The following is a 24,029-nucleotide window of genomic DNA, read 5'->3' on the forward strand; positions in this document are numbered from 1 at the left end:
GTTACTCCTCGCCGGTCTGGGCCTGCCCTTCCACCAGCTCGCGGACAGCTTCGATAAAGGCGTTGCCGCGGTGAGCGTAGGAAGAGAACTGATCCATGGAAGCAGCTGCCGGTGCCATCAGGACGGTGTCACCTGATGCGGCCAGCTGCGCCGCTGACGCAACGGCCCTGGACATCACGCCTGTCCCGGAAACCGGAGATTTGGCCGCGATGTCTCCGCCCGTTGCGGCAGTCTGCATATTTTCAGTGTCGCCCGCCGGGGTGGTGATCACGGGGACATCCGGTGCGTGTCGCTGCAGGGCCTCGGCCAGCGGAGCGGTGTCGACGCCGATGAGTACCACGGCCTTCAGCCGGGCAGCCTGGTCCCGGACCAGGTCGTCATAGCTGACGCCTTTGGAGAGTCCCCCGGCGATCCAGATGACGTTCTTGAAGGCGGCCAGTGATGCTGCTGCGGCGTGCGGGTTGGTGGCCTTGGAATCGTTGATCCAGAGAATACCGTTGTGATGGGCGACCGTCTGGATGCGGTGGTTGCCCGGCACGTAGTCCTGGATGCCGCGGCGCACGGCCTGGGCGTCCACACCGTACGCGCGGACCAGGGCAGCCGCTGCGAGGGCGTTGGCAACCATGTGGCGGGGCGCAAACTGCCCCAGGTCCGTCAACGAGGCCAGCTCGGCAGCACTGTCCTTGCGCTGTTCGATGAAGGCACGGTCCACCAGAAGGCCTTCCACCACGCCCAGCATGCTGATGGCCGGGGTGACAGTGGTGAAACCGACGGCCCGGCAGCCCTCCACGACGTCGGCGTCCTCCACCATCCGTTCGGTTTCGATCTGCTCGGCGTTGAAGATGCAGGCCTTTTGGGTCCGCGCGTAGACCTTCGCCTTGTCGGCCAGGTAGGAGTTGTAGGAGCCGTGCCAGTCAACATGGTCCTCGGCGACGTTGAGGCAGACACTGGCGACCGGAGACAACGATTCGGCCCAGTGCAGCTGGAAGCTGGAGAGCTCGACAGCAAAGACGTCGTACTCAACGGGATCGCGGAGGGCGTCAAGGATGGGGGTGCCCACGTTGCCGACGGCAATGGCCTTCAGGCCGGCTGCCTGAAGCATCGACGCTGTCAGGCCCACCGTGGTGGTCTTGCCGTTGGTGCCGGTGATGGTCAGCCAGTCAGCCGTCTTGTGGCCTTCCCGGACGCGCACGCGCCAGGCGAGTTCGACGTCGCCCCACACCGGAATGTGTGCGCGTGCTGCAGCGGCGAGGAGCGCCTGGTCCGGGCGCCAGCCCGGGGAGGTCACGATCACGTCGGGGTAGCTGCCGTCCACTTTGGGGATCCGGCTGACGGCTTCTTCGCCAAGGAGGACGTCCGCGGCGCCGACAATCTTCAGGGTGTCGGCCTGCGCCTTGGCGGTGTCGGTGGTGGCGGCATCCACCACCACCACCCGGGCGCCGAGTTCGATCAGGGTGTCGGCCGCGGCGAAGCCGGACACGCCGATCCCGGTGACCACAACACGCAGGCCGGCCCAGTCGGAGTCCCAGGTAACAAGGTTCTGCAGGCGGGGGGAAACGGTCACAGGAGCACAACCCATTCAGCGTAGAAGACACCGAGGCCAACGGCTACGAAGAGCCCGCCCAGGATCCAGAAGCGGACAACGACTGTGACTTCGGCCCAGCCCTTGAGTTCGAAGTGGTGCTGCAGCGGCGCCATCTTGAAAACGCGTTTGCCGCCGGTGATCTTGAAGTAACCCACCTGGATGATGACAGACAGGGTAATCAGGACAAACAGGCCGCCGATGATGCCCAGGAGGAGTTCGGTGCGGGACAGGATGGCGAAGCCGGCAATGGCGCCGCCGATGGCAAGGGAGCCGGTGTCACCCATAAAGATCTTGGCCGGCGAGGTGTTCCACCAGAGGAAGCCCACCAGTGCCGCGCTCAGGATGGCGGCCAGGAGCGCCAGGTCCAGGGGGTCACGGACGCTGTAACAGCCGCTGCCGGCCTGCCGGGGAGAGCCACAGGCCTGGTTGTTCTGCCAGATTCCCATGAGCGTGTAGGCGCCGAAGACCATTACTGAGGCACCGGCCGCGAGCCCGTCGAGACCGTCCGTCAGGTTCACGCCGTTGGTTGCCGCTGTGACAATCAGGTTGGACCACAGGACAAACAGAATGGCGCCAACTATGGTGCCGCCAAAGGCCAGGTCCAGCCAGGGAATGTCGCGGACCAGGGAGATTTTGGTTGAGGCCGGAGTGAGCCCGTCGGGGTCGGGAAAGTTCAGTGCCAGGACGGCGAAGCCGATGCCGACAGCGGCCTGGAGGATGAGTTTGGCTTTCGCGTCCAGTCCCAGGCTCCGTTGGCGGGAGATCTTGATGAAGTCGTCGAGGAAGCCAACCAGCCCCATGCCGACCATGAGGAAGAGCAGGATCAGGGCCGACGCCGAGGGCCCCGCCGAGGCCGGATTCATCATCCACATGATGAGGTGGGTCAGTCCGTAGCTGAGCAGGACTGCGCCCACCACAACGGTTCCGCCCATGGTGGGGGTGCCGCGTTTGGTGTGGTGCGAGGTGGGTCCGTCGTCGCGGATGAACTGTCCGTAGCTCTTGCGGACGAGCAGGCGGATAAACAGCGGGGTTCCCACCAAGGCGAACAGCAGGGCAAGTCCGGCGCCGATAAGGAGTGCAATCACAGCAGTCCGCTCCTTTCATTGGCAGGTTCCGGGGATTGTGGGGGTAATGCTATCCGATCGCCCAAATGGCGCAGCCCCACGCTGTTGGAGGACTTGAAGAGCACCAGGTCACCGGGTTCAAGCTCCGCGTCGAGGAAGGCGTAGGCATCTTCCAGTGTTTCGGCAAAGACACATTCATCGCCCCAGGAGCCCTCCTGGACGGCAGAAACATACAGGGACCGCGCCTCACGGCCGACAACCACCAGCCGTGAAATGTTCAGGCGCACCACTTGGGTGCCCACCGCAGTGTGTTCCCGGATCGAATCAGGTCCCAGTTCCAGCATGGCGCCCAGGACTGCCCACGTGCGGCGGCCGCGGCCGAGGTCGGCTAGCGTGCGCAGGGCAGCGCGCATGGACTCAGGATTGGCGTTGTAGGCGTCATTGATGACCGTGACGCCGTCGGCGCGTTCCGTGCGTTCCATGCGCCATCGGCTGGCCGCCGACTGGTTGCTGAGGGACTCCGCGATCTCTGCCGCCGGCACGCCGGCCGCGTGCGCGGCCGATGCCGCTGCCAGGAGGTTTACCGTGTGGTGGGCGCCGATGAGCCGGCTGGTGACGTGCAGCCCGGCGTCTGTACCGGGAAGGACGAGATCGAATTCCGGATTGCCGGCAGGATTAGTGTCCGGCTTGTCAGCCCGCACGGCGGCGTCATGGCGGTCTTCGGCTGAGAATCCCAGCACGGCGGCGCGGGTGCGGGCGCGCATGCCGGCAACGCGGTCGTCGTCGAGGTTCAGGATGGCGGTGCCGCCCGGAGCAAGGGCCTCCACAAGCTCGCCCTTGGCCTGGACAATGTTTTCGACGCCGCCGAACTCTCCCGCGTGCGCTGTGCCCACGCCAAGTACAACGCCGACGTCGGGCTGGACCATGTCGGCGAGGTAGCGGATATGCCCGACGCCCGTGGCACCCATTTCGATGACAAGGTACCGGGTCCCGGTGTCGGCCCGGAAGACGGTGAGGGGCACGCCCACCTCGCCGTTGTAGGAACCTTGCGGGGCAACTGTTGTGCCCTGCGTTGTAAGGATCCCCGCGAGGAGGTCCTTGGTGGTGGTCTTTCCGGCCGAACCCGTGATGCCGATGACCGTCAGGGATTCGCCGGCAGCTTCGCGGGCCGCCCGGATCCTGCGGACTGATTCGGCGGCCAGCGCACCCATGGCCAGCACTGCGTCCTCGACCACGACGGCGGGATAGTTGGCACCGTCCGGGCCGGTGACGGGGCGCTCCGCCAGGACAAGGACTGCACCCTGGCGGAAGGCGGCGTCGACAAAGTCGTGGCCGTCCGCCAGCTCGCCCGGTTTCGCAACGTAAAGGGAGCCGGGAGCGGCTTCGCGTGAATCCGTGACCACCGAATCCGGGGTGATCCCCGGATCGGCGTCCAGGCGGCCGTCTGTGATTTCGGCGATTTCCGCCGCAGTAAGTGCAATCATCTCGGTCTAGGACTCTATCCGGTCGTCTTGGAGAACGTTGAATCCCCTGGCTGTCAAGGCGTTCCGGAGTTCCACCCGGTCGTCCAGGGCAAGGTTGACTCCCTTGACCTCCTGCCACACTTCGTGCCCGCGGCCGGCAACCAGGATGGTGTCCTGCGGGCGGGCCAGCTCAGCAGCCCGCTGGATGGCGGCGTCCCTGGGATAAATTTCCTCGATAACGCAGTCAAGCGCGTCCTGTTCCTGCGCGGCCCGGGCGCCCGTCAGCACATCCGCCCGGATGGCTGCCGCGTCCTCATCATGGGGGTCGTCATCGGTGACAATGACAACATCAGCGAGCCGGGCGGCGATTGCTCCCATGGCCGGGCGTTTGCCCTGGTCACGCTGCCCGGTGGCACCGAAAACAACAATCACGCGGGACCCTTCGGCTGGAGACCGGACGGCCTCAATCGCCCGCGCCAGGGCGTCGGTGTTGTGGGCGAAATCGACGACGGCGGCCGGTTCCTCCGCGACGAGCTGCATGCGGCCGGGGACGGCCACCGTAAAGGGGTCATGCTCTGTCAGAGCGGCCTGCACGGCCGCGGCGTCCGCTCCGCCGGCCAGGACCATCACGATGGCCAGCGCCGCGTTGGCCACGTTGAAGGCACCGGGCAGGCCGGTGTGCGCGTGCAGGGCGGCGCCATCGGGCCCGGCCAGGGTGAACTCCGTCCCCAGGCCGCGCGGCGCGGTAGCGGTGACGGTCCAGTCCGCCGCACCTGCTGCCAATGACGTCGCGAGGGTGGTGACCGGTATCCCTGCCGTGGCCGCGAGCCTGCGGCCCCATTCGTCGTCGACCGTTATGGCGGCCGCCCGGGCGCGGCGGGACGTGAACAGGTCTGCCTTGGTGGCGAAGTACTCTTCCATGGTCCCGTGCAGGTCAAGGTGGTCCTGGGTCAGGTTGGTGAACCCGGCGACGTCGAAGACCACGCCGTCAACACGCTGGAAGGAAACTGCGTGGGAGGACACTTCCATGGACGCTGCGTCCAGTCCCCGCCACCGCATAAGCGCGAGCAGGGCGTGGACGTCCGTTGATTCGGGCGTGGTCAGGAGACTGGGGATGGGCTCACCGCCGGCGAGGATTTCGATGGTGCCGATCAGGCCCGTCCGTTGCCCCAGAGCCCGGAGCAGGGAGTTGATGAAGTAGGTGGTGGTGGTCTTGCCGTTCGTCCCTGTCACGCCGAAAAGGCGCGGCGGCTGGCCGGGAGCCGGCTGGCTGCGGTAGATCATGGCGGACAGGGGTCCCACCACGTTGCGTGGCCCGTCCACTACCAGGACGGGGACCGCGGTGTCCGCTGACAGCGCCAGGAGCCGCGCGCCGGCGTCGTCGGTCAGGACAGCAACGGCTCCCCTGTCGACTGCCTGGGCGACGAAGTCAGCGCCATGGCGGGCAGCGCCCGGCAGGGCAACATACAGGTCGCCGCGTTCCACAGTCCGCGAATTCAGCGAAATCCCCGTCACACCGATCTTTGCGGAGCTTCCAGGAACCGGGATGCCAATGGCTTCCCCGATGCTGTCCAGCCGGACCGCGGCGACTGAGGCGGGCCTGAACCCCGATGCGGGAGGCGCCCCCGCCGGCCCGCTATGACTGCCTGGTGCGTTCTGCTCTGACAAAAGGATCTCCGATGGTGCTGGTGGTCGTGCCCGCGCGAAATGTATCCCGGTGCGGGCGGTGAAAATGCTGCTGCCTGGCCTGGTGCTACTTGGCGTACTGCGGCAGCCGGGCCGGTTCGCCCGTGGACGGCTGGACGTTGTAGGTGCGCAGTGCCTGGCTCATGACCGAGCGGAACACAGGCCCCTGGGTGATGCCGTAGATATTGCCCTTGGGACGCTGCAGCACCACCTCAACAATAAACCGGGGATCGTCCATCGGTGCCATTCCCACAATGGAAGCGGTATAGCCGCAGAATCCTGACTTCCCGTCATCACAAGGGGATTCTGAGGTTCCGGTCTTGGCCCCCACACGGTATCCGTCGATCGCCGCGTCCTTGATCTGTCCCTCGGTCACCGCGCTCTCGAGGATGTCCTGGACCTGCTGCGCGGTGTTGTCGGACACTACCTGCCGGGACGGCTGCGGGGCCACCTTCTCTTCGGTCCCGTCCGCCGCGATGTAGGAGTCAATCAGGCGGGGCTGGAGCATCACGCCGTTATTGGCGATCGATTGGAAAGCGCGGACCGTCTGCAGGGTGGACTGGGACACACCCTGGCCGAACAGCACCGTGTACTGCTGGCGGCTGTCCCACTGGTCCGCCGGCGCGAGGATCCCGGAGGCAGTTGCGGGAAGTCCGATGTCCGGTGCCTCGCCGATGCCGAACTTCCGCAGCCAGTCATAGCGCTGCTGCGGAGTCAGCCGGGAGCCCGCAGCCACCGTGCCCGTGTTCATGGACCACCCCAGGATTCCGGCGAGCGTCCGCTCCTCGGTGCCGTGCGTAAAGGCGTCGGTGAAGGTCTGGCCGTCAACGGTGTAGCTGGGTCCCAGGGTGAAAGTATCCAGCGGGCTGGACTTGCCCTCCTCAATGAGTGCCGCGGCCGTCATCATCTTTTGAACGGAGCCAGGTTCGTAGGCAGCGGTCACAGAGCGGACGCCCCTGTCCTTGGCTGCCACCCTGCCGGGATCATTCGGATCCGGGGCATTGGAGTCTGCCATGGCCACGAGGTTCCCGGTTTTGGCGTCCATCACAATGATGACGCCCCATTCGGCGCCCTGGGCGTCGGTGGAACTCTGGATGGCCTGCTGGGCAAAGTACTGGAGGTCGGAGTTCAGCGTGAGCTTGACGTCCTTGCCGTCCTCAGGCGGTGTCAGTTCATCCACACCGACCGGGATTCGTAGGCCGTCTGCGCCAATTTCGAAGAGCCGCCTGCCGTCTTTGCCCCGCAGCAGCCCGTCCTGGGTCTGCTCGATGCCGGCCTGCCCCGTATTGCCGTCCTGCAGGAAGCCGATGATTCCGCCTGCTACTGAACCGTTCGGGTAAACGCGTTTGCTGACGCCCACCGTATCTACGCCGGGGATGCTGAGTTTCGAGACCCTGTCCTCGACGTCCGGCTTCAGGTCCTTCGCAACGATGTAATAGCGCGATTCACCGGTAACAGCTTCGCGGATGGCGTCCTGGCTCATTCCGAGGACCAGGGCCAGTTCTTTGAGGCCCTGCTCCCGGCTGACGTCCACGAGCTTGTCCTTGCCGTCGACTTTGGCCAGCCGCTTGAATGTCCCGGTCTTGGTGTTGACGGTCTGGTCCACCACCACGTTGTACCGGATCACGCTGTTGGCCAGTACGGTGCCGTTGGCGTCCACGATGCTGCCGCGTTCGGCGGGCAGGGTGGTCTCGCGCATTCGGTAGTCGAGGGCAGCCGCAGCCATGCCGCCGACGTCAAGGCCCTGGACCATAAAGAGCTTGCCGCCCACCACCAGGAGCAGCGTCAGCATGATGCCCAGGCCGAGGCGCAGCCGCTTGGTGGCGTTGGGCACGCTGCCGCCTTTTGCCTTGCCGGTCTTCTGCGCCACCGTAACTTCCTTGCTGCTCGCCTTGTTGCCTGGTGTTATGCCTGGCTGGTCGCCTGGCGATGGTGCCTGACCGGCTGCTTTTCAGCGGCTGTCAGTTACTGCCCGGGCACCTTTTGTTCCGGTGCCGGCACAGAGCCGCCGTGGAGTTCGACGGCGGGGACCGGCGGTGCGGGTACTGCGGCTGGTGCTGTCGGCGCGGCAGCCGGTGCAGGCACTGCCGCTGCCGGTTCCTCTGCTGCCGGCTTGCGGTTCACCAGGGGCTCCGACGCCGAGGGCGGCGGGACGACTGTCAGCACGCCGGCTACGGCCGGAGCCGGGATGACGGCGCCGGCTGAGCCGCCCTTGACGGCCGGCGTTGCCTTGCCGGTAACGGTCAGGGTGGAGAGATCGATCTGGCCCTTGACTGTGGACGCCACCATTCCCAGGTCCGCTGCCTTGGCCGCCAGGTTCTGGGGAGCTTCGAAGTTCTGGAGCTGCTGCGTCAGATCCTGGTTCTCCTTGGTCAGCGTGCTCTGCTTACCCCTCAGCTCCACGAGCTGGTACTGGGAGGTTGACACCGAGATGTTGAGGACCAGGACCGCCACCAGCGCGACGGCGAGCAGCGCGAAGCACATCACCACAAAAGGAGCGCGGCGTTTTTTGGGCGCGGAGCGCACCACGGACAGGGGTGTCCGTTCCTTCCGGCCCGGACCGGAAGGGCTGGTCCGGATCGCCGGGGCAGAGCTGCCGGAGAGGACTGGGAAGTTCTTGACGGCGGCGGTGCTCATGCTTCTCTCCTGGCTCTGATGCGTTCCACGGCGCGCAGCCTGGCGGAAGCAGCGCGGGGGTTTTCGGCGATCTCGACGGCGGTGGGAACCTCTGTGCCCTTGGTCAGGGTCTTGAGGGGGGCCTTATGTTCCTCCAGTTCCACGGGGAAACCGAGTGGAGCTGAGGATTTGGAGCCGGCCTGGAATACTGACTTGACGATTTTGTCCTCCAGGGAGTGGTACGACATCACCACAATGCGTCCGCCCAGGGCGAGGGCGTCCACGGCTGCCGGAACGGCCCGTTCCAGCACCTCCAGTTCCTCGTTGACTTCGATCCTCAGGGCCTGGAAAGTCCGCTTCGCGGGGTGCCCGCCGGATTTCGCAGCAGCCGCCGGCACTACCGAGCGGATCTGCTCCACGAGTTCCCCGGTGGTGGTGAAGGGCTTCACGGCCCTTGCTGCGACGATCCTGTTGGCGATCCGGCCGGCGAACTTCTCTTCGCCCCACCTCCGGATGATCCTGACAAGGTCTTCTTCGCTGTAGTTATTGACCACATCGGCCGCGGTCTGCCCGCGGCTCGTGTCCATCCTCATATCCAGCGGTGCATCAAAGGAGTAGGCGAAGCCGCGTTCCCGCTCGTCCAGCTGAAGGGATGAGACACCAAGGTCCATCAGGATGCCGTGGACTTCCCCGACACCCAGGTCCGCCAGGACGTCGGCGATTTCGTCGTAGACGGCGTGTACAAGGTCGGTCCGGTCAGCGAAACGGGCCAGCCGCTCCCCTGCCAGGGCCAGCGCTTCCTCGTCGCGGTCGATGCCGATCAGGTGCAGGTCCGGGAAGCGTTCCAGCATGGCCTCCGAGTGGCCGCCCATGCCGAGCGTCGCGTCAATGGCGATGGGCGTCTCGCCCCGGCTCCGCGCGGCTTCGAAACCGGGGGCCAACAAATTGATGCACCGGTCCTTCAGGACCGGCACATGGCGTTCGGACGTCGGCTTCGGGTGGTCATTCATGCCTTCGTCCTTTCATTCGCCGGGTGTGGGGTGCTTCTTAAGCCAGATCCCCATCCGCGCCTATCATGCTGCCTGCCTGACTCCGGGGAAGTGAGTCAGGTTGGCGGTCCGATGGGCGGCTGGAGATCAGGTTCAAGAAGCGGTGTTCTGCGCCGTTCAGGTGATCACAGAATCCCCGGAATAGCGTCGTCAGTCTCGGAGAAGGCAGTTTCCTTCTCCGCCAGGTACTCGTTCCAGGCTTGGGCATCCCAGATCTCGGCGCGGGTTCCTGCGCCGATGACGGCCAGTTCCCTGCCGAGGCCTGCGTACTCCCGGAGCGCCAACGGAATGGTCACGCGCCCCTGCTTGTCAGGTACCTCGTCCGAGGCTCCAGAGAGAAAGACACGAATGTAGTCACGGGCCTGCTTGGAGGAGATGGGCGCCTCCCGCATTTGCTCGTGAACCTTCGCAAATTCCTGCTCACTGAAGACGTAGATACAACGCTCCTGGCCCCTTGTAAGAACCAGCCCGGCGGCAAGCTCCTCGCGGAACTTTGCGGGGAGGATAATTCGGCCCTTTTCGTCCAAACGTGGCGAGTGTGTGCCCAGAAACACTGGCCCACCGCCCGTCTGCCGTCAGGAACTGCACATCCCCTAATGTTGCAACTACCCTCTTATGTCCTCCACATTACTCCACTTTCCCCCACAGTCAACGCAAAAGCGGCCCACTGCTCCCCCTTTTAGCGATTGGCGCGCCGAATGGCGGGGATCCACGGGGTGGATAAAAGTGGAGGCCGGGTGGGGCGTCCCGGCATCCCGGGGGCGGGAGATCACGACGCCGGTCCCCGCCGCCGTCGCGGGCTCCCCTCCTGCGGCGTCCGGCCGCAGCCCGAATCCCCCGGAGAACTGCCGTTAAATGCAGAAGACCCGCCTCGGCGGGTCTTCTGCGCGGTCCCACTCAGCGGTGGGGAGCCAGACGGGGAGCAAAGTGGAGGGTAAATCGAAGTTGCGGGGACAATACAGGAAAAAACGGCCGACGCTTACCGCGGCGGGCTGTTCAACTCGGCGAACCGTGCAATCAGCGGAGGCACTGCCTCATGATTCGTCGCGGCGACGCTCGTCCCAGCGTTCCTCCAGGCTGGACATAAACGAACTCCGGGGCTTTCCGGACTTGCCTGTACCGGAAGCGGAGCCTGCCTTTGAGCCGGAACCACTGCGCATTGTGGCGAAGTAAACACCGCCGCCCATGACCACGAACCCGAGAACGCCGACGATGATGATCTGGGTGGTGACGCCGACCAGGAGCAACGCGATGCCCGCCAGGGCGCACAGGACACCGATGACCACGTGGCGCGTGGACCACGTACGTCCCGGGTCCGACCCCATGGAATTCGCGAACTTCGGATCGTCCTCGTGCAGCTGCTTCTCCAACTGCTCCAGCAGCTTCTGTTCGTGCTCCGAGAGCGGCATCACGACCTCCTTAAGTAGGCCAACGTCCGGGCTGGTCCCATCCCGTACTCCTGCTCCGATAACGACCGGCGTGCCCGGGAGGTTCCCGCCCCGTCAACTGGCGGAACGCGAACACCGGCACGGGCATGTTTTGGAACGGCAGTAAGTCCAAGAAAGTCCGGCAGTAACTGAAAACTATGTACATATAAGGATAGTTTGTCGGAGGCCGTTCTGAAAGACGGCCAGCCCCCGCCCTAAGCCGCCCATCGTCGACGCGGACCACCTTGTCAATGTCCGTCTCCCGGACCCAGCAGGCTCGCCGGAAGGACCGATTTGTTGCCGAACTTCCGGCTGACCTGATCCAGTACCTGCTCCGCCGCCCGCCAGTTGTCATCCCTGCGGTCAAGGCTCAACTGCAGGGAGGTCTGGGCGGCCTCTTCAAGCTGCTCTGCCCGGATGCCCACCAACCGGACGGTCATGGGCCGCGGACCAACGGAATCCAGGAGCTGAAGTGCCACGGCATGGATCAGCTGGGCACTGTCCACCGGCGTGTGGACGGTACGGCTCCGGGTAATGGTGGAAAAGTCGGAGTAGCGCAGCTTCAGCGCAACGGTGCGCGCCACCATGCCTGAACTGCGCAACCGCCCGGCCGTTCGATGGGACAGCCTCAACAGTTCCCGGCTGATGAGCGACGCGTCACCGGTGTCCGCCGCAAAAGTCTCTTCGGCGCCGATGCTCTTCTCGAGCCGCACCGGAGTGACCGGCCGCGGGTCGATCCCCCACGAAAGCCGGTAGACATGCTCCCCCGTGGCGCCAAGGACCTTTTTCAGCGAGGTCACAGGCGTGGCCGCCACATCAGCCACCGTCCGAATACCCATCCGCGCCAGGACGTCAGCGGTCTTGGCACCGATTCCCCACAATGCACCAACCGGGAGGCTGTGAAGGTAGGGGACCGTCTCGTCGGGACCAATCAGCAAAAGCCCATCCGGCTTACAGCGCGTGGACGCGATCTTTGCAACGAATTTGCTCGCTGCGATGCCCACGGACGCGGTAATGCCCAGCTCAGCAGCAACCCGGCGGCGGATCAGCTCACCGATTTCGCGTGGCGTGCCCAAACGCCGGATCGCGCCGCTGACATCCAGGAAGGCCTCATCGACACTCAGCGGTTCCACGAGTTCGGTGATGGACTCGAAGATTTCCATCAGCTGGGCAGAAACCTCGTAGTACAGCTTGTGGCGGGGTTCGATGATGACGGCTTTGGGGCACATCCTGGCCGCAACCACCATGGGCATGGCGGACTTCACGCCGAAGGCGCGGGCCTCATACGATGCCGAAAGGACCACGGAACGGTCCGCCGGAAACCCGACAATCACAGGCTTTCCGCGAAGCTCAGGGCGGGTGCGAAGCTCCACGGAAACGAAAAAGGCGTCCATATCCACGTGCATAATGCAGTTGCGACGGAGCTCCCGAAGACCCGCTTCGGTGTACTGGTTGTTCCGCTCAAGCCCCACACGGGAAATTCTATCGGTTGGTACTGACTAAACTGGAGGCTGAGTCCGGCATCAACCCCAGGAGGAAAGTCCCTGTGACGGTCACGACAAGTCTTAAGCCAACAGGATTAGCGGCACTCGCCGCCGGCGCAATGCTGGCGCTTGCTGCCTGCAGCCCCGCGGCGCCCGGAGTGACCCCGTCTTCTGTAGGAACCGCATCGCCCACCTCAAGCCCATCCAGCGTCACCGCTTCGCCGAGCCCGACGGCGTCGCCCGGAACATCGGCGACGGTAGGGAAAATTGTTGAAGGTTTTCCGGAAGCCCTGATCCCCGTGATGCCCGGCGCCACTGTAATTTCCAGCAGTTTCGACAAAACCGCTGCGCCCGCCACCGTCGCATTGGTGGCCAGCCTCCCGGCCCCTACGGCCGCCGTCGTGGACTTCTATGCAAAGCACCTCGAGGGACTGGGGTTCAAGGCCGTTCCGGGCGACGCTGTCGGAGCTGTGGCGTCCAAGGACTTCGTCCGGAACGACAACGAGACAGTCAACATCGCGGTGGTCGAAGCGGCCGGAGTTTCCACGTTTACCATCGGCGCCAACGTGGCAGTTGAGTCAGCCAAGTGACGGTTTCGGAGCAGCTGAGGCTTGAACAGACCGCTTTTGTAGCCGCAGTTGCCGGGGAGCTCACAGAGTTCCTCACCACGCGGCAAGCCCTTGTGGCGGCCATTTCCCCCGATGTCGAACCCCTTATGGGTTCCATCTCCAACCTGGTGACCGGCGGCAAAAGGCTCCGGGCCCTGATGTGCTACTGGGGCTGGCGCGGCGCCGGCGGCGACCCCTCGGCGGCGCAGATTGTCACGGCAGGATCGGCCCTGGAGCTGTTCCAGGCCGCAGCCCTGATCCACGACGACATCATCGACCGCTCCGATACCCGGCGGGGCGGGCCAAGCGTCCACCGCCGGTTCAGCCAGCTCCACGACGCCCAGGGCTGGGCCTTGGACAGCGAGCGGTTCGGACACGCGGCGGCCATCCTGACAGGGGACCTTTGCCTGTCCTTCAGCGAAGAGGCGTTCACCGACATCGGCGGGCAGGCGGCAGCCGGCAGCCGGGCGCGGCTGATCTTCAACCTCATGCGCACCGAGGTGATGGCCGGGCAGTACCTGGACATCCTGGAAGAAGTCGCCGGCCCGGTCCGGGACCGTGCCGGAGCAGTGACGCGCGCCCAATCGATTATCAGGTTCAAGTCTGCCAAATATTCCACCGAGCATCCGCTGGCACTTGGCGGCGCACTCGCAGGCGCGTCTGACGAACTCCTCAGAGGCTACTCGGCCTTTGCCTTGCCCCTGGGCGAAGCCTTCCAGCTTCGCGATGACGTCCTGGGTGTGTTCGGCGACCCCGTCACCACAGGCAAACCGGCAGGTGACGATCTCCGCGAAGGCAAGAGGACTGTCCTGATTGCTCTGGCACTGGAACAGTCCTCCCCCGCGGAATCAGCGTTTATTGACGCAAAGCTCGGCAGCCCGGACCTGGGTGACGGGGATGTGGCCGAGATTCGCCGGATCATTGAAGAGTCCGGGGCCCTGCAGGCAACCGAACTGCTGATCGGCGAATTCGGCACGGCCGCCTACGACGCCTTGGAAACGTTGACTCTGGACGAACTGCCCAAAACGGCACTGCGGCGGCTAGCGGAGGCCACCGTCAGCCGCGCCGCCTGATTCCAGCCCCCGGCGGAGCCAGCGTTACCAGGCGAGGGTCTGGGCCCTGCGCCGGATTTCGGTCTTGCGGCCTTCGCGCAGGGCGTCAATCGGCCGGCCACGCAGCGAATCGTCAGCGGTAAACAGCCAGACGATGAGGTCTTCGTCGGAATACCCGGCGTCGGACAGGACAATGATGGTGCCCCTCAGGCTGTCCACAACATGGCCGTCCTGGATAAAGGCGGCAGGAACTGAACGGATCCGCCGCTCGCCGACCCGAAGGGCTACCAGGGAACGTTCGTCAAGAAGGCTGTGCACCTTCGTAATTGAAACGTCCAACAACTGCGCGACATCCGGCAGGGGCAGCCACTCGCCCACAAGGCTTTCTACGTTACTCACGGATCAAGGTTGCCATGGCCGGAGCCATGTAGCCTAGTCCGCTTTTCGCCGGGGCACACCAAAGCAGGCGACACTCCACGAAGTCGCACATCCCGCCGATACAAACTTCTTGTGCTAGGACAAAATTCGTGAGAGATTCACATAGATCACATTTGTAACGTTGATAACTTAAGTCACACTAGTATCAATAGTCACACCTGCACCACTCGTCCCCGGCAGTTATAGAAGAGGATTCCATCCATGACGACGTCCCGCTCGCCTAAGCAGACCCCGCGGCCGAGTCTGCCCATGATTGCTGCCACTACAGCGGCACTTCCTGCGGTTGTCTTGTCGTCCTTGGCTCTAGCCCATCCCGCTGCTGCCGCTCCGGCGCCTGCGCGCCCCCTGCCCGCTACGCTGGCCGCTGCCATGAAGGCCCAGGCTGCCGAAGCCAAAGCCGGCCTGATCCCGGCGGCTTCGGTGTCCACAACGATTCCGGCAGCCTTCCAGCCTGCGCAGCCTTCTGCCCCCGCGGAGTACACCATTGCCCGTGGTGACACCATCAGTGCAATTGCCGGCAGGTTCGGACTCAACACCAACGACGTCCTGAAGCTCAACAATCTCCAGCCGAACACCATCATTTACCCGGGCCAGAAGATCAAGCTGTCCGGTTCAGCCTCACCCGCAGCCCCGGCGCCGGCAGCGCCGGCTGCAGCGCCTGCCCCGCTGGCCGGTTCGGGCGGCAGCTACACCGTGAAGTCCGGCGATACGCTCGGCGCCATCGCCGCGCGGCACAACGTCAGTCTGTCGGATATTTTCAGCTGGAACGGCCTGAACATGCGTTCCGTCATCTACCCGGGCCAGAAGGTCAAGGTGGGCTCCGGCGAGTCAGCCGCCGCGGCACCGCAGCCGGCAGCCGCTCCGGCAGCTCCTGCCCCGGCGCCCGCGGCTCCCTCGCCCGCTCCTGGCGGTTCCTACACGGTCAAGGCCGGGGATACCCTGTCGGCGATCGCTTCCAAGCATGGGGTCAAGCTCTCGGACATCCTGGCGGCCAATCAGCTCAGCATGACCTCTGTCATCTACCCGGGCAACAAGCTCGTCATTCCGGGCGGATCGGTCCAGCCGGCCTCGTCCGCTCCTGCCGCCAGCGTGACACCGCTTGTGCCGAGCTCCTTCCTTGGCTTCACCTACCCCGAAGCCGTGGTCAGCTCCGCCAACCAGAACAAGGCGCTGTTGAACGCCGCCCCGGTGCCGTCCCGCGACCAGATGCGCACCATCGTGGCCGACACGGCCCGCTCCATGGGGGTGGAACCGTCCCTGGCCCTCGCCTTTGCGCACCAGGAATCGGGTTTCAACCAGCGCGCTGTTTCGCCCGCCAACGCCATCGGAACCATGCAGGTCATTCCCACGTCCGGCGAGTGGGCCTCTGACCTCGTGGGGAGGAAGCTGAACCTCCTGGACCCCTATGACAATGCCACTGCCGGCGTTGCCATCATCAAGCGGCTTATTGCCACCAGCAAGGATCTGGACACAGCCATCGCCGGGTACTACCAGGGCCAGTATTCTGTCAGCAAGTACGGCATGTACGACGACACCAAGGTCTACGTGGCCGCCATCAAAGCGCACCGGACGACCTTCGGCGGCTAATGCTGCACGTCCGCAATACCCCGGGACCCTGCTGGCACGGGCACCAAGGATAACGAAAAGGGTCCGGACCGCAGGTCGGTTCGGACCCTTTTCGTTGCGGGATTAGGATCGTAGGGTGCAGGAACACGTGTCTGACCGTCTTGTGGGAACGCTGGTGGATAACCGCTACGCCGTCCGCTCCAAACTCGCGCGCGGAGGCATGTCCACGGTTTACTTGGCCACTGACCTCCGGCTTGAGCGCGATGTCGCCCTCAAGGTCCTCCATCCGAACCTGGCCACGGATGAGACCTTCCTGGACCGGCTCGGGAGGGAAGCGAAAGCCGCCGCGAAACTGTCTCATCCGCATGTGGTGGGCGTGCTAGACCAAGGCAACGACGGCCTCACCGCGTACCTGGTGATGGAGTACATCAAGGGCCACACGCTACGTGACGTCATCAGGTCCAAGGGTGCCCTGCCTCCCCGGCTGGCCCTTGCCCTGATAGATCCCGTGGTGGAGGGACTTGGCGAAGCCCACGCTGCCGGACTGATTCACCGTGATGTCAAACCGGAAAACGTCCTGATCGCCGACGACGGCCGCATCAAGATCGGCGACTTTGGCCTGGCCCGTGCCGTGACAACATCCACGAGCACGGGAACGCTGATCGGCACCATCGGCTATCTCTCCCCCGAACTTGTCCTGGGGAAACCGGCGGACGCCCGAAGCGACATCTACTCGGTGGGCATCATGCTCTACGAGATGCTCACCGGCCGGCAGCCTTACGACGGCGAGGTACCCATCCAGGTCGCCTACAAGCACGTCAACGAAACTGTTGGACCGCCGTCGGCCCTGGTGCCCGGGCTGGCCGCCGAGATGGACGAACTCGTCCAGTGGTGTACCGCCAACGATCCCGAAAACCGCCCCGTGAACGGCCATGCCCTGCTCCAGGAGCTCCGCCACATCCGGACCAACCTCACGAATGCCGAGCTGGACCTCCGTCCCCCGGCCGCCGTCCCTGCCGGGCAACAGAGTCCCACCGAGGTCATTGCACGGACCAGCAATCCAACCGCCGCGCTGTCGTCCCTTCCCCGGCCCCGGGCCCAGCCGCCGCAACCGCCGCGCCAGCCGCACTCCCCCCATGCACCGCATGCCCTGTATCCACCGGATGAGCCCGACCGTTCGTACACACAGCACCTGCCCTACGCAGAGGATGACAGGAACCAGCCCGCCGCGGCCCTCAGCAAACGCGCGCAGCGCAAACAGGACAGGGAAGACGAGAAGGCCCGGTCGAGGGCTGCGGCCACGCCGGTCCGGAGCCTGCGCGAAGGCAACCCCCGGCGCCGGGGAATCCTATGGGCTGTGGTGCTGATCATTATCGCGCTGCTTGCCACGGGGGCCGGCTGGTTCTTCGGCATGGGTCCCGGGGCGTCGGCCACCATTCCGGCGGTCGCCAACAAGTCAGTCGCACAGGCACAGCAGCTCCTCAGCGAGGCGGGCTTCCAGTCACGGACCACCGACGTTTTTGACGACGATATCCCCTCGGGACTGGTGGTGGGCTCCGACCCTGCGGCCGGACAAGAGATCCGGAAGTTCCAGCCCGTGGCGCTGTTTGTTTCCAAAGGGCCACAGCTGTACGAGTTGCCCACGCTGACGGGCGGAACCCTGGAGGAAGCCAAGGTGGCACTCAACCAGGCCGAAATGGCTCTGGGAAACGTCACGGAACAGTTTGATGAAGCCGCGGCCGCCGGCACGGTGCTCGCCCAGGATCCGGCCGCCGGCACGCCGGCACGGCACGGCACCCCGGTCAACCTGACCGTGTCCAAAGGCCCGCAGCCGATTCCGGTGCCCTCTGTTGTGGGACAGGAGGAAGACGCGGCCGTCGCCGCCATCGAAGCTGCGGGACTGACGGCCGACGTCGCACCCGAGGAGGTCTTCGACCGCAAAGTCCCCGAAGGATCGGTTGTCAGCCAGTCCCCGGCGAACGGCACCCTGACCAGGGGCGGCACCGTGACCCTGACCGTCTCGAAGGGCCCCCGAATGGTCGAGGTGCCCAGCTTCATCGGCAAGCAGGCCACAGAAGCCCGCAAGGGCCTGGAAGCCCTGGGCTTCGAGGTACGGGTCAACAACATCCTCGGCGGCTTCTTCGGCACGGTCCGGGACCAGGACCCCGTAGGGGAAGAAGTCCCGGAAGGTTCCGTCATCACCATCACGGTGGTGTAACCGGGTCTCCACGGCCAGCAACTGCCGGAAACACAAAAAGGGTGCCTCCCGAGACTCGAAGTCCGGGAGGCACCCTTTTGACGGTCAGTGCTTGGCCAGTGCTCCGGCCACCAGGAACGCCATCTCAAGGGACTGCATGTGGTTGAGGCGGGGGTCGCAGACAGACTCGTAGCGGTCGAGGAAGGCTTCCTGGTCAACAGGATCGGCGCCGCCCAGGCATTCAGCGACGTCGTCGCCGGTCATCTCCACGTGCAGGCCGCCGGGGACGGTGCCCAGGGCGTGGTGCACTTCGAAGAACCCGCGCACTTCGTCAATGACGTCGTCGAAATTTCGCGTCTTGTAGCCGTTGGGGGACGTGACCGTGTTCCCGTGCATGGGATCCGTGACCCAAAGAACCTGCGCGCCGGAGGCCGTGACCTTTTCGACGACGGCGGGGAGCTTCTCGCGGATGTTTCCCGCACCCATGCGCGTGATGAAGGTCAGGCGGCCCGGTTCGCGTTCCGGGTCCAGTTTGTCGATGAGGCGCAGGGCGTCGTCGCCGGTGGTGGAAGGACCCAGCTTCACGCCGATCGGGTTGCGGACCCGGGACAGGAAATCGATGTGGGCATGGTCGAGTTCGCGGGTGCGCTCACCGATCCATAAGAAGTGCGCGGAGGTGTCGTAGGGGAAGCCGGTGCGGGAATCGATCCGCGTCAGCGCCCGCTCGTAGTCCAGCAGCAGGGCCTCGTGGCTCGCGAAGAACTCCACGCGCTTGAGCGCTTCGAAGTCGGCACCGCAGGATGCCATGAACTTGATGGCGCGGTCGATGTCACGGGCCAGGGACTCGTAACGTGCGTGGGCGGGGTTCTCCGTAAAGCCCTTGTTCCACTGGTGCACGGAGCGCAAATCGGCGAAGCCGCCCTGCGTGAAGGCCCTGATGAGGTTCAACGTTGAGGCTGACGTATGGTACGCCCGGAGCATCCGGGAGGCGTCGTGGCCGCGGGATTCCGGGGTGAATTCGTACCCGTTGACGATGTCGCCGCGGTAAGCCGGAAGAGTGACCCCGTCGCGGGTCTCGTCATTGGAGGAGCGGGGCTTGGCGAACTGCCCGGCCATGCGGCCCATTTTGATGACGGGCATCGCTGCGCCGTAAGTGAGAACCACGGCCATCTGCAGGATGGTCTTGACGCGGGCGCTGATCTTGTCCGCAGTGGCAGCCTCGAAGGTCTCGGCACAGTCACCGCCCTGGAGCAGGAACGCCTTGCCCTGGGCCGCAGCTGCCAGCCGTTCACGCAGGACGTCAACTTCGCCGGCAAAAACCAGCGGCGGGAGCATGGAGAGTTCGCGGACCGAGGCGTCGAAAACGTCCTTGTCCTGCCAGCTCGGCTGCTGGGAGATTGGAAGGTCCCGCCAGTCATCAAGGCCAGGATAATTGGCCGCTCCGCTCTGGGCGGTGCTGGACAGCGAAAAGGCAGGTTTTGCAGATAGCTCAGTCACTATCTAAGACTAATGCGCTCCGGAGGCTTCGGAATACCCGGCCGTCACGCGTCCCGAGAGCGGCGTCACAGTCAGGCCGCGGCCGGGCCCTTGCCGTCAGCGTCGGGGGTCGCAGCCCCCGCCAGCCGGAGCTTGACCACTGCTGCGTACTCATCCACATATTCCTGGCCGGAGAGGCGCATCAGCTCGAACATAATCTCGTCGGTGACCTTGCGCTGCACCTCCCTGTCCCCGGCCTGAGCGGCATACTGGCTGAAGTCCAGCGGAGCACCAAAAATCATGCCGATCCGGCGGATATTCGGCAGGCGTTTGCCGATGGGCTGGACTTTGTCCGTTCCGATCATCGCCACCGGGATCACCGGGACCCCCGCCTGCAGCGCCAGCTTGGCCACGCCCACTTTGCCGCGGTACAGGCGTGCATCCGGGCTGCGCGTCCCCTCCGGGTAGATCCCCAGCAGCCCGCCGCTGGTGAGGACATCCATGCCGGCGTTCAGCGACACCGCCGATGCCGCCCCGCCGGACCTGTCCATCGGCAGCTGGTTGGTGAGCCGAAAGAACATGGCCGTCAGGCGGCCTTTCACACCGGTACCTGTGAAGTACTCGGACTTGGCCAGGAATATAACCGGCCGGGGAACCATCAGCGGCATAAAGATCGAATCGGAGAACGACAGGTGGTTCGAGGCAATGATGGCCGCGCCCTCTGCGGGAATGTTGTCCAGGCCTTTGACCCAGGGGCGGAAAAGCAGCCGCAGCACCGGCCCCAGGAAGATCCTTTTCATGACCCAATAGAACACGTCTCGAACCTCTCCGGAAGCCTGCCGGCCGGCCCTTTGGTGGGCCGGGCCAGCACTTCAATGCAACCCTACTCTAGTGAGATTTGTCCCGAACAGTGACACGATGGTGTCATGACAGAAAGCAGCACTCCGCCCAGGCCTGCCGCTTTCAGCTACCCCGGCCACGGTCCCAATGCCGGCACGGGGATCGCAATCTGCCACGGATTCACCGGAAGTCCGTTGAGTGTCCTGCCCTGGGCTGAAGACCTGGCCGCCCAGGGGTTCGCCGTATCCGTTCCCCTCCTTCCCGGCCACGGCACGGACTGGCGGCAACTGGCACGCTCGAACTGGCGCCAATGGTACGAAACGTTCGAGACGGCGTATCAGGACCTTGACGCCCGCACCGAACGCTGCTTCGTAGCGGGCCTGTCGATGGGCGGAGCCATCGCCCTGCTGACGGCCTCCCGTCATCCTGTGGCAGGCGTCTCGGTTGTGAATCCCGGGCTCAGCTTCTACGACCGCCGGGTGCGCGTCATCGGAGTCCTCAAGTATTTCCAGCGCACCACTGTCCCCATCCAGGAGGAACAGCCGACGGCGGCAGCCACCGAAGACGGTGACTACTCCCGCACGCCGCTGGCGGCAGTCCATGAGCTCAAGAGGCTGTTCGGGGCGGCCGTTCGCGGGCTGCATAGAGTGGACGCGCCGGTGCAGGTCTTCAAATCCCGGGCCGACGCCGTGGTGCCGCCCACCTCACTCTCGACCCTGCAACGCAGGCTCGGTCCCCGGCTGACGGAAGTGGTGGAACTCCGCAACAGCGGCCATGTAGCCACGCTGGACGTTGACGCTCCGAAAATTTTCGCGCGTTCCCGCCAGTTCTTCCTTGACCACTCCGCCCCCATGACAAGCCACGCCGGCAACGCAGACACCTCACACTCCTCGGAGACTCTATGACCAGCCTTCCGGACCACAGCCCGTTCAGCAGCCCGGCCGCCGGCGACGGCGCCCGGATCGGCGTGGTCCTGTCCCACGGGTTCACGGGCAGCCCCCACGGGCTCCGCACCTGGGCCCGGTCGCTGGCCGATGCCGGATTCGCCGTGCGTATGCCGTTGTTACCCGGTCACGGCACCAGCTGGCAGGAGTTGGCCCGGACCCGTTGGACACAGTGGCATGGAGCGCTGGACAACGCTTACCTGGAGCTTGAGAAGGAGTGCGACCACGTGTTCGCCGCGGGGCTGAGCATGGGCGGCGCACTGGCGCTGCGGATCGCCGCAACGAGGCCGGTCAGCGGCGTCATCCTGGTGAACCCCGGGCTGGTGATCGATGATCCGCGCGCGCCGCTGGCCGGAATCCTGAAGCTCGTGCTGAAGAGTACGCCGGCAATTGCCAACGACATCCTGAAACCGGGCGTGGACGAGGGCGCCTATCCCCGGACGCCCGTGGCTGCTGCGCATGAACTGAACAAAATGTTCAAGGACACCATTCGGCTGCTCCCCCGCGTCACGGCACCGGTTCGCGTGTTCCGTTCGACAGTGGACCATGTGATCTCAGACTCCAGCATCGTTGCGCTGCGGCGCGGACTTACCAACGCCCCGCTAACTTTGACGTCCCTCGAGAACAGCTACCACGTGGCAACGCTGGATCACGACGCCGAGGACATCTTCCGGGGGTCCGTGGAATTCATCCGGACGGTCCTGGCGGACACGGCATCGTCCCGCTTCCAGGAGGGTGCGGCCAATGACCAGGCCTGATTCCGGCTCACCGGACCAGAGTGCAAACCAGGATGATGCGATCTGGCTGGACCTCGTTGCCCGGCTGGAAGGGAAGTCCCCCGGGGGCAGCAGCACGGCGGAGGGCGACTCCGTTCCTTCGGATCACGGCGATGCCGATGACGGAAACCCCGCCAAGGAGGGTGCCCGCCCCGATGCAAAGGACCCGACACCGGACCGTCCGGCTGACGTGCCCGGACGGTCCGCGACTTTCCGCGACTTCGATCCCCTGGGCCTGGGCCGGTACCCCCAGGACAGCCAGGCCGCCGGCCCGCGCGACTACGACGTGGAGGACGACGGCGGCGACTTCGTTCCGGACGAACCGCCAAGCCTGGCCGGAACAGAGCCGCTGACCATGCTCGCGTGGCTGGGGGCAGTCGGCGCCCCCGTGGCCCTGCTCCTGTCCGTGATGTTCTGGCGGTCAGCGCCGCTGCTGGCGATATTGGGAATGGTGGCTGCTTTCCTGCTGTCCGTGGTCTACCTGATTATGAAGCTGCCCCAGGAAAAGGATGAGAACGACGACGGTGCCCGCGTCTAGGTGCGGGACCGCACCGCGCTGACGGGCAGCTAGCCCGGGCTTTCCGCGCCGGGCTAGCTCAGCTCTGCATGCGGCTGCTCACACGGGACAGGTCGGCGGCTCCGATGAGCCCGGCGTTGGGTCCCAGCGCCGCCAGTTCAATGCCGGCGGCCGGGCGAAAGCCACGGCCGGTCAGGTTCCGGGCGAAGGCCTTGCGGGCGGGTTCCACCAGCAAATCACCGGCGGAGCAGAGTCCGCCGCCGATCACAAAGAGGCCCGGGTCCAGCGCGGCCGCCAGGTTTGCCAGTCCAAGGCCCAGCCATTCCCCCACTTCGTCGAGGAGTTCGCGGCACGCAGCGTCGCCTGCCAGTGCCAGCTCGGTGACAACCGCCCCGGTGATCCGGTCCGTCCTGCCGCCCACGCTGGCCAGCAGTTCCTGCGCCACCGGGGAATTGGCCGCCGCCAGGATCCTCGCTTCGCGGCCCAGCGCGTTGCCGGAGGCGTACTGCTCCCAGCAGCCGCGGTTGCCGCATTCACACCGGTGTCCGCCCGGCATGATGATCTGGTGGCCGAATTCGCCGGCCACGCCAAACCGGCCCCGCTCCAGCCGGCCGTCCATTACCATCGCACCACCGATGCCGGTGCCGAGGGTGATGCACACCAGCCGGTCCTCACCTTGCCCCGCGCCAAAGCGCCATTCCGCCCAGGCTGCGGCATCGGCGTCGTTCGCCAGGAGGATGGGCCTGCGCAGCAGGCGCTGCAGGTTGGCCCGCAGGGGCTCGTTGCGCCACGCAAGGTGGGGGCTGAAGAGCACCGTTCCGCCGTCCAGGTCCATCCAGCCGGCTGCCCCGATGCCTACGGAGCGGATCCGGTGGCTGGCGCCAAGCTCCTCCACGAGTTCAACGATGACCTGCTCCACGGCCCGAGGGTCGCTGCCGGGGGTGGACCGGCGCGATTCGCTGAGGATCCTGCCGTCGGCATCGACGACCCCGGCGGCCACCTTCGTGCCGCCGATGTCGATCCCGATCGCCAGCCCCTTCCGCCCGAGCCGAAGATGTTCACGGAAACGTTCTCTCCGCCGGGGCTGCGGGCGTGCGGGCCGGGGCCGGCGCCGCCAAGGCGCCGAAGGCGGGGGCGGACCGGCAGGCTCACCGGGGGACGTTGCATACATAGTGCCTCATTCTAGGCGCGCGCCCCGGACGCCACCGGGAGCCTGGCACCGTGCGTCACAGCAGCCCGTT

Annotated in this window: 21 protein-coding genes; 7 read left to right on the plus strand and 14 right to left on the minus strand. The window is 65.4% G+C overall.

Features of this window, described 5'->3' with window-relative positions; all coding sequences use genetic code 11:
- Position 1 precedes the first annotated feature (1 nt).
- The 10 genes from murD to dinB all read right to left on the minus strand — a co-directional run bounded on the left by murD (position 2) and on the right by dinB (position 12,296).
- On the minus strand, positions 2–1,579 hold the full coding sequence (gene murD, locus GUV69_RS06760; protein ID WP_208786606.1) for a UDP-N-acetylmuramoyl-L-alanine--D-glutamate ligase: 1,578 nt from the start codon (positions 1,577–1,579) through the stop codon (positions 2–4).
- Positions 1,561–2,670, minus strand: a complete 1,110-nt coding sequence (gene mraY / locus GUV69_RS06765) for a phospho-N-acetylmuramoyl-pentapeptide-transferase (RefSeq protein ID WP_164200865.1) — start codon at positions 2,668–2,670, stop codon at positions 1,561–1,563. The genes murD and mraY overlap by 19 nt, the downstream gene beginning before the upstream one ends.
- Positions 2,667–4,133 carry a UDP-N-acetylmuramoyl-tripeptide--D-alanyl-D-alanine ligase gene (locus GUV69_RS06770; protein WP_164200867.1) on the minus strand — a complete coding sequence of 489 codons (1,467 nt, stop codon included), beginning with the start codon at positions 4,131–4,133 and terminating at the stop codon, positions 2,667–2,669. Before GUV69_RS06770 ends, mraY begins: the two co-directional genes overlap by 4 nt.
- Before the next feature lie 6 nt (positions 4,134–4,139).
- Positions 4,140–5,780: a UDP-N-acetylmuramoyl-L-alanyl-D-glutamate--2,6-diaminopimelate ligase gene (locus tag GUV69_RS06775; RefSeq protein WP_164200868.1), complete on the minus strand. Its 1,641-nt coding sequence runs from the start codon at positions 5,778–5,780 to the stop codon at positions 4,140–4,142.
- 85 nt (positions 5,781–5,865) lie between these two features.
- On the minus strand, positions 5,866–7,668 hold the full coding sequence (locus GUV69_RS06780) for a peptidoglycan D,D-transpeptidase FtsI family protein (protein ID WP_191081429.1): 1,803 nt from the start codon (positions 7,666–7,668) through the stop codon (positions 5,866–5,868).
- Positions 7,669–7,763: 95 nt separating this feature from the next.
- Positions 7,764–8,435, minus strand: coding sequence for a cell division protein FtsL (gene ftsL / locus GUV69_RS06785; RefSeq protein ID WP_164200870.1), 672 nt, complete (start codon positions 8,433–8,435; stop codon positions 7,764–7,766).
- The gene (gene rsmH, locus GUV69_RS06790) at positions 8,432–9,424 is read right to left on the minus strand and encodes a 16S rRNA (cytosine(1402)-N(4))-methyltransferase RsmH (RefSeq protein WP_164200872.1); all 993 of its coding nucleotides are present in this window, start codon (positions 9,422–9,424) and stop codon (positions 8,432–8,434) included. The genes ftsL and rsmH overlap by 4 nt, the downstream gene beginning before the upstream one ends.
- A gap of 164 nt (positions 9,425–9,588) precedes the next feature.
- A complete protein-coding gene (gene mraZ / locus GUV69_RS06795) occupies positions 9,589–10,017 on the minus strand; it encodes a division/cell wall cluster transcriptional repressor MraZ (RefSeq protein WP_164200874.1) in 429 nt (142 codons plus the stop codon).
- Between the two features lie 480 nt (positions 10,018–10,497).
- Positions 10,498–10,872, minus strand: a complete 375-nt coding sequence (locus GUV69_RS06800; RefSeq protein ID WP_164200876.1) for an SCO2097 family morphological protein — start codon at positions 10,870–10,872, stop codon at positions 10,498–10,500.
- A gap of 266 nt (positions 10,873–11,138) precedes the next feature.
- The gene (dinB, locus tag GUV69_RS06805) at positions 11,139–12,296 is read right to left on the minus strand and encodes a DNA polymerase IV (RefSeq protein ID WP_164206289.1); all 1,158 of its coding nucleotides are present in this window, start codon (positions 12,294–12,296) and stop codon (positions 11,139–11,141) included.
- A gap of 140 nt (positions 12,297–12,436) precedes the next feature.
- Here dinB and GUV69_RS06810 point away from each other — a divergent pair, with 140 nt between their 5' ends.
- Together GUV69_RS06810 and GUV69_RS06815 are read left to right on the plus strand one after the other, a co-directional pair.
- Positions 12,437–12,964 (plus strand): hypothetical protein, encoded by a 528-nt coding sequence (locus GUV69_RS06810; RefSeq protein WP_191081427.1) that lies wholly within the window; start codon positions 12,437–12,439, stop codon positions 12,962–12,964.
- On the plus strand, positions 12,961–14,055 hold the full coding sequence (locus tag GUV69_RS06815; RefSeq protein ID WP_164200878.1) for a polyprenyl synthetase family protein: 1,095 nt from the start codon (positions 12,961–12,963) through the stop codon (positions 14,053–14,055). The genes GUV69_RS06810 and GUV69_RS06815 overlap by 4 nt, the downstream gene beginning before the upstream one ends.
- 24 nt (positions 14,056–14,079) lie before the next feature.
- On the opposite strand, the gene GUV69_RS06820 is transcribed toward GUV69_RS06815, so the two are convergent.
- The gene (locus tag GUV69_RS06820; protein ID WP_164200880.1) at positions 14,080–14,433 is read right to left on the minus strand and encodes an Rv2175c family DNA-binding protein; all 354 of its coding nucleotides are present in this window, start codon (positions 14,431–14,433) and stop codon (positions 14,080–14,082) included.
- Positions 14,434–14,673: 240 nt separating this feature from the next.
- Here GUV69_RS06820 and GUV69_RS06825 point away from each other — a divergent pair, with 240 nt between their 5' ends.
- Both GUV69_RS06825 and pknB read left to right on the plus strand, forming a co-directional pair.
- The gene (locus GUV69_RS06825; RefSeq protein WP_164200882.1) at positions 14,674–16,059 is read left to right on the plus strand and encodes a lytic transglycosylase domain-containing protein; all 1,386 of its coding nucleotides are present in this window, start codon (positions 14,674–14,676) and stop codon (positions 16,057–16,059) included.
- Between the two features lie 115 nt (positions 16,060–16,174).
- On the plus strand, positions 16,175–18,256 hold the full coding sequence (pknB, locus tag GUV69_RS06830; protein WP_164200885.1) for a Stk1 family PASTA domain-containing Ser/Thr kinase: 2,082 nt from the start codon (positions 16,175–16,177) through the stop codon (positions 18,254–18,256).
- A gap of 84 nt (positions 18,257–18,340) precedes the next feature.
- On the opposite strand, the gene GUV69_RS06835 is transcribed toward pknB, so the two are convergent.
- Positions 18,341–19,732, minus strand: coding sequence for a class II 3-deoxy-7-phosphoheptulonate synthase (locus GUV69_RS06835; protein ID WP_191081423.1), 1,392 nt, complete (start codon positions 19,730–19,732; stop codon positions 18,341–18,343).
- Positions 19,733–19,803: 71 nt separating this feature from the next.
- Positions 19,804–20,526 (minus strand): lysophospholipid acyltransferase family protein, encoded by a 723-nt coding sequence (locus GUV69_RS06840; protein WP_164200887.1) that lies wholly within the window; start codon positions 20,524–20,526, stop codon positions 19,804–19,806.
- Between the two features lie 111 nt (positions 20,527–20,637).
- On the opposite strand from GUV69_RS06840, the gene GUV69_RS06845 reads away from it, so the two are divergent.
- The 3 genes from GUV69_RS06845 to GUV69_RS06855 are packed head-to-tail and all read left to right on the plus strand — an operon-like array spanning position 20,638 to position 22,809.
- Positions 20,638–21,456 (plus strand): alpha/beta hydrolase, encoded by an 819-nt coding sequence (locus GUV69_RS06845; RefSeq protein ID WP_164200889.1) that lies wholly within the window; start codon positions 20,638–20,640, stop codon positions 21,454–21,456.
- Positions 21,453–22,253, plus strand: coding sequence for an alpha/beta hydrolase (locus tag GUV69_RS06850; protein ID WP_164200891.1), 801 nt, complete (start codon positions 21,453–21,455; stop codon positions 22,251–22,253). The genes GUV69_RS06845 and GUV69_RS06850 overlap by 4 nt, the downstream gene beginning before the upstream one ends.
- Entirely contained in the window at positions 22,240–22,809 is a 570-nt protein-coding gene (locus GUV69_RS06855; RefSeq protein ID WP_164200892.1) for a hypothetical protein, read from the plus strand. Before GUV69_RS06850 ends, GUV69_RS06855 begins: the two co-directional genes overlap by 14 nt.
- Positions 22,810–22,867: 58 nt before the next feature.
- Here the strand turns inward: GUV69_RS06855 and GUV69_RS06860 are convergent, their stop codons facing one another.
- Positions 22,868–23,959 carry an ROK family glucokinase gene (locus GUV69_RS06860; RefSeq protein WP_164200894.1) on the minus strand — a complete coding sequence of 364 codons (1,092 nt, stop codon included), beginning with the start codon at positions 23,957–23,959 and terminating at the stop codon, positions 22,868–22,870.
- Positions 23,960–24,029 lie beyond the last annotated feature (70 nt).

The organism is [Micrococcus luteus] ATCC 49442 (genome assembly GCF_010367585.1).
GTDB lineage: Bacteria > Actinomycetota > Actinomycetes > Actinomycetales > Micrococcaceae > Arthrobacter > Arthrobacter luteus_A.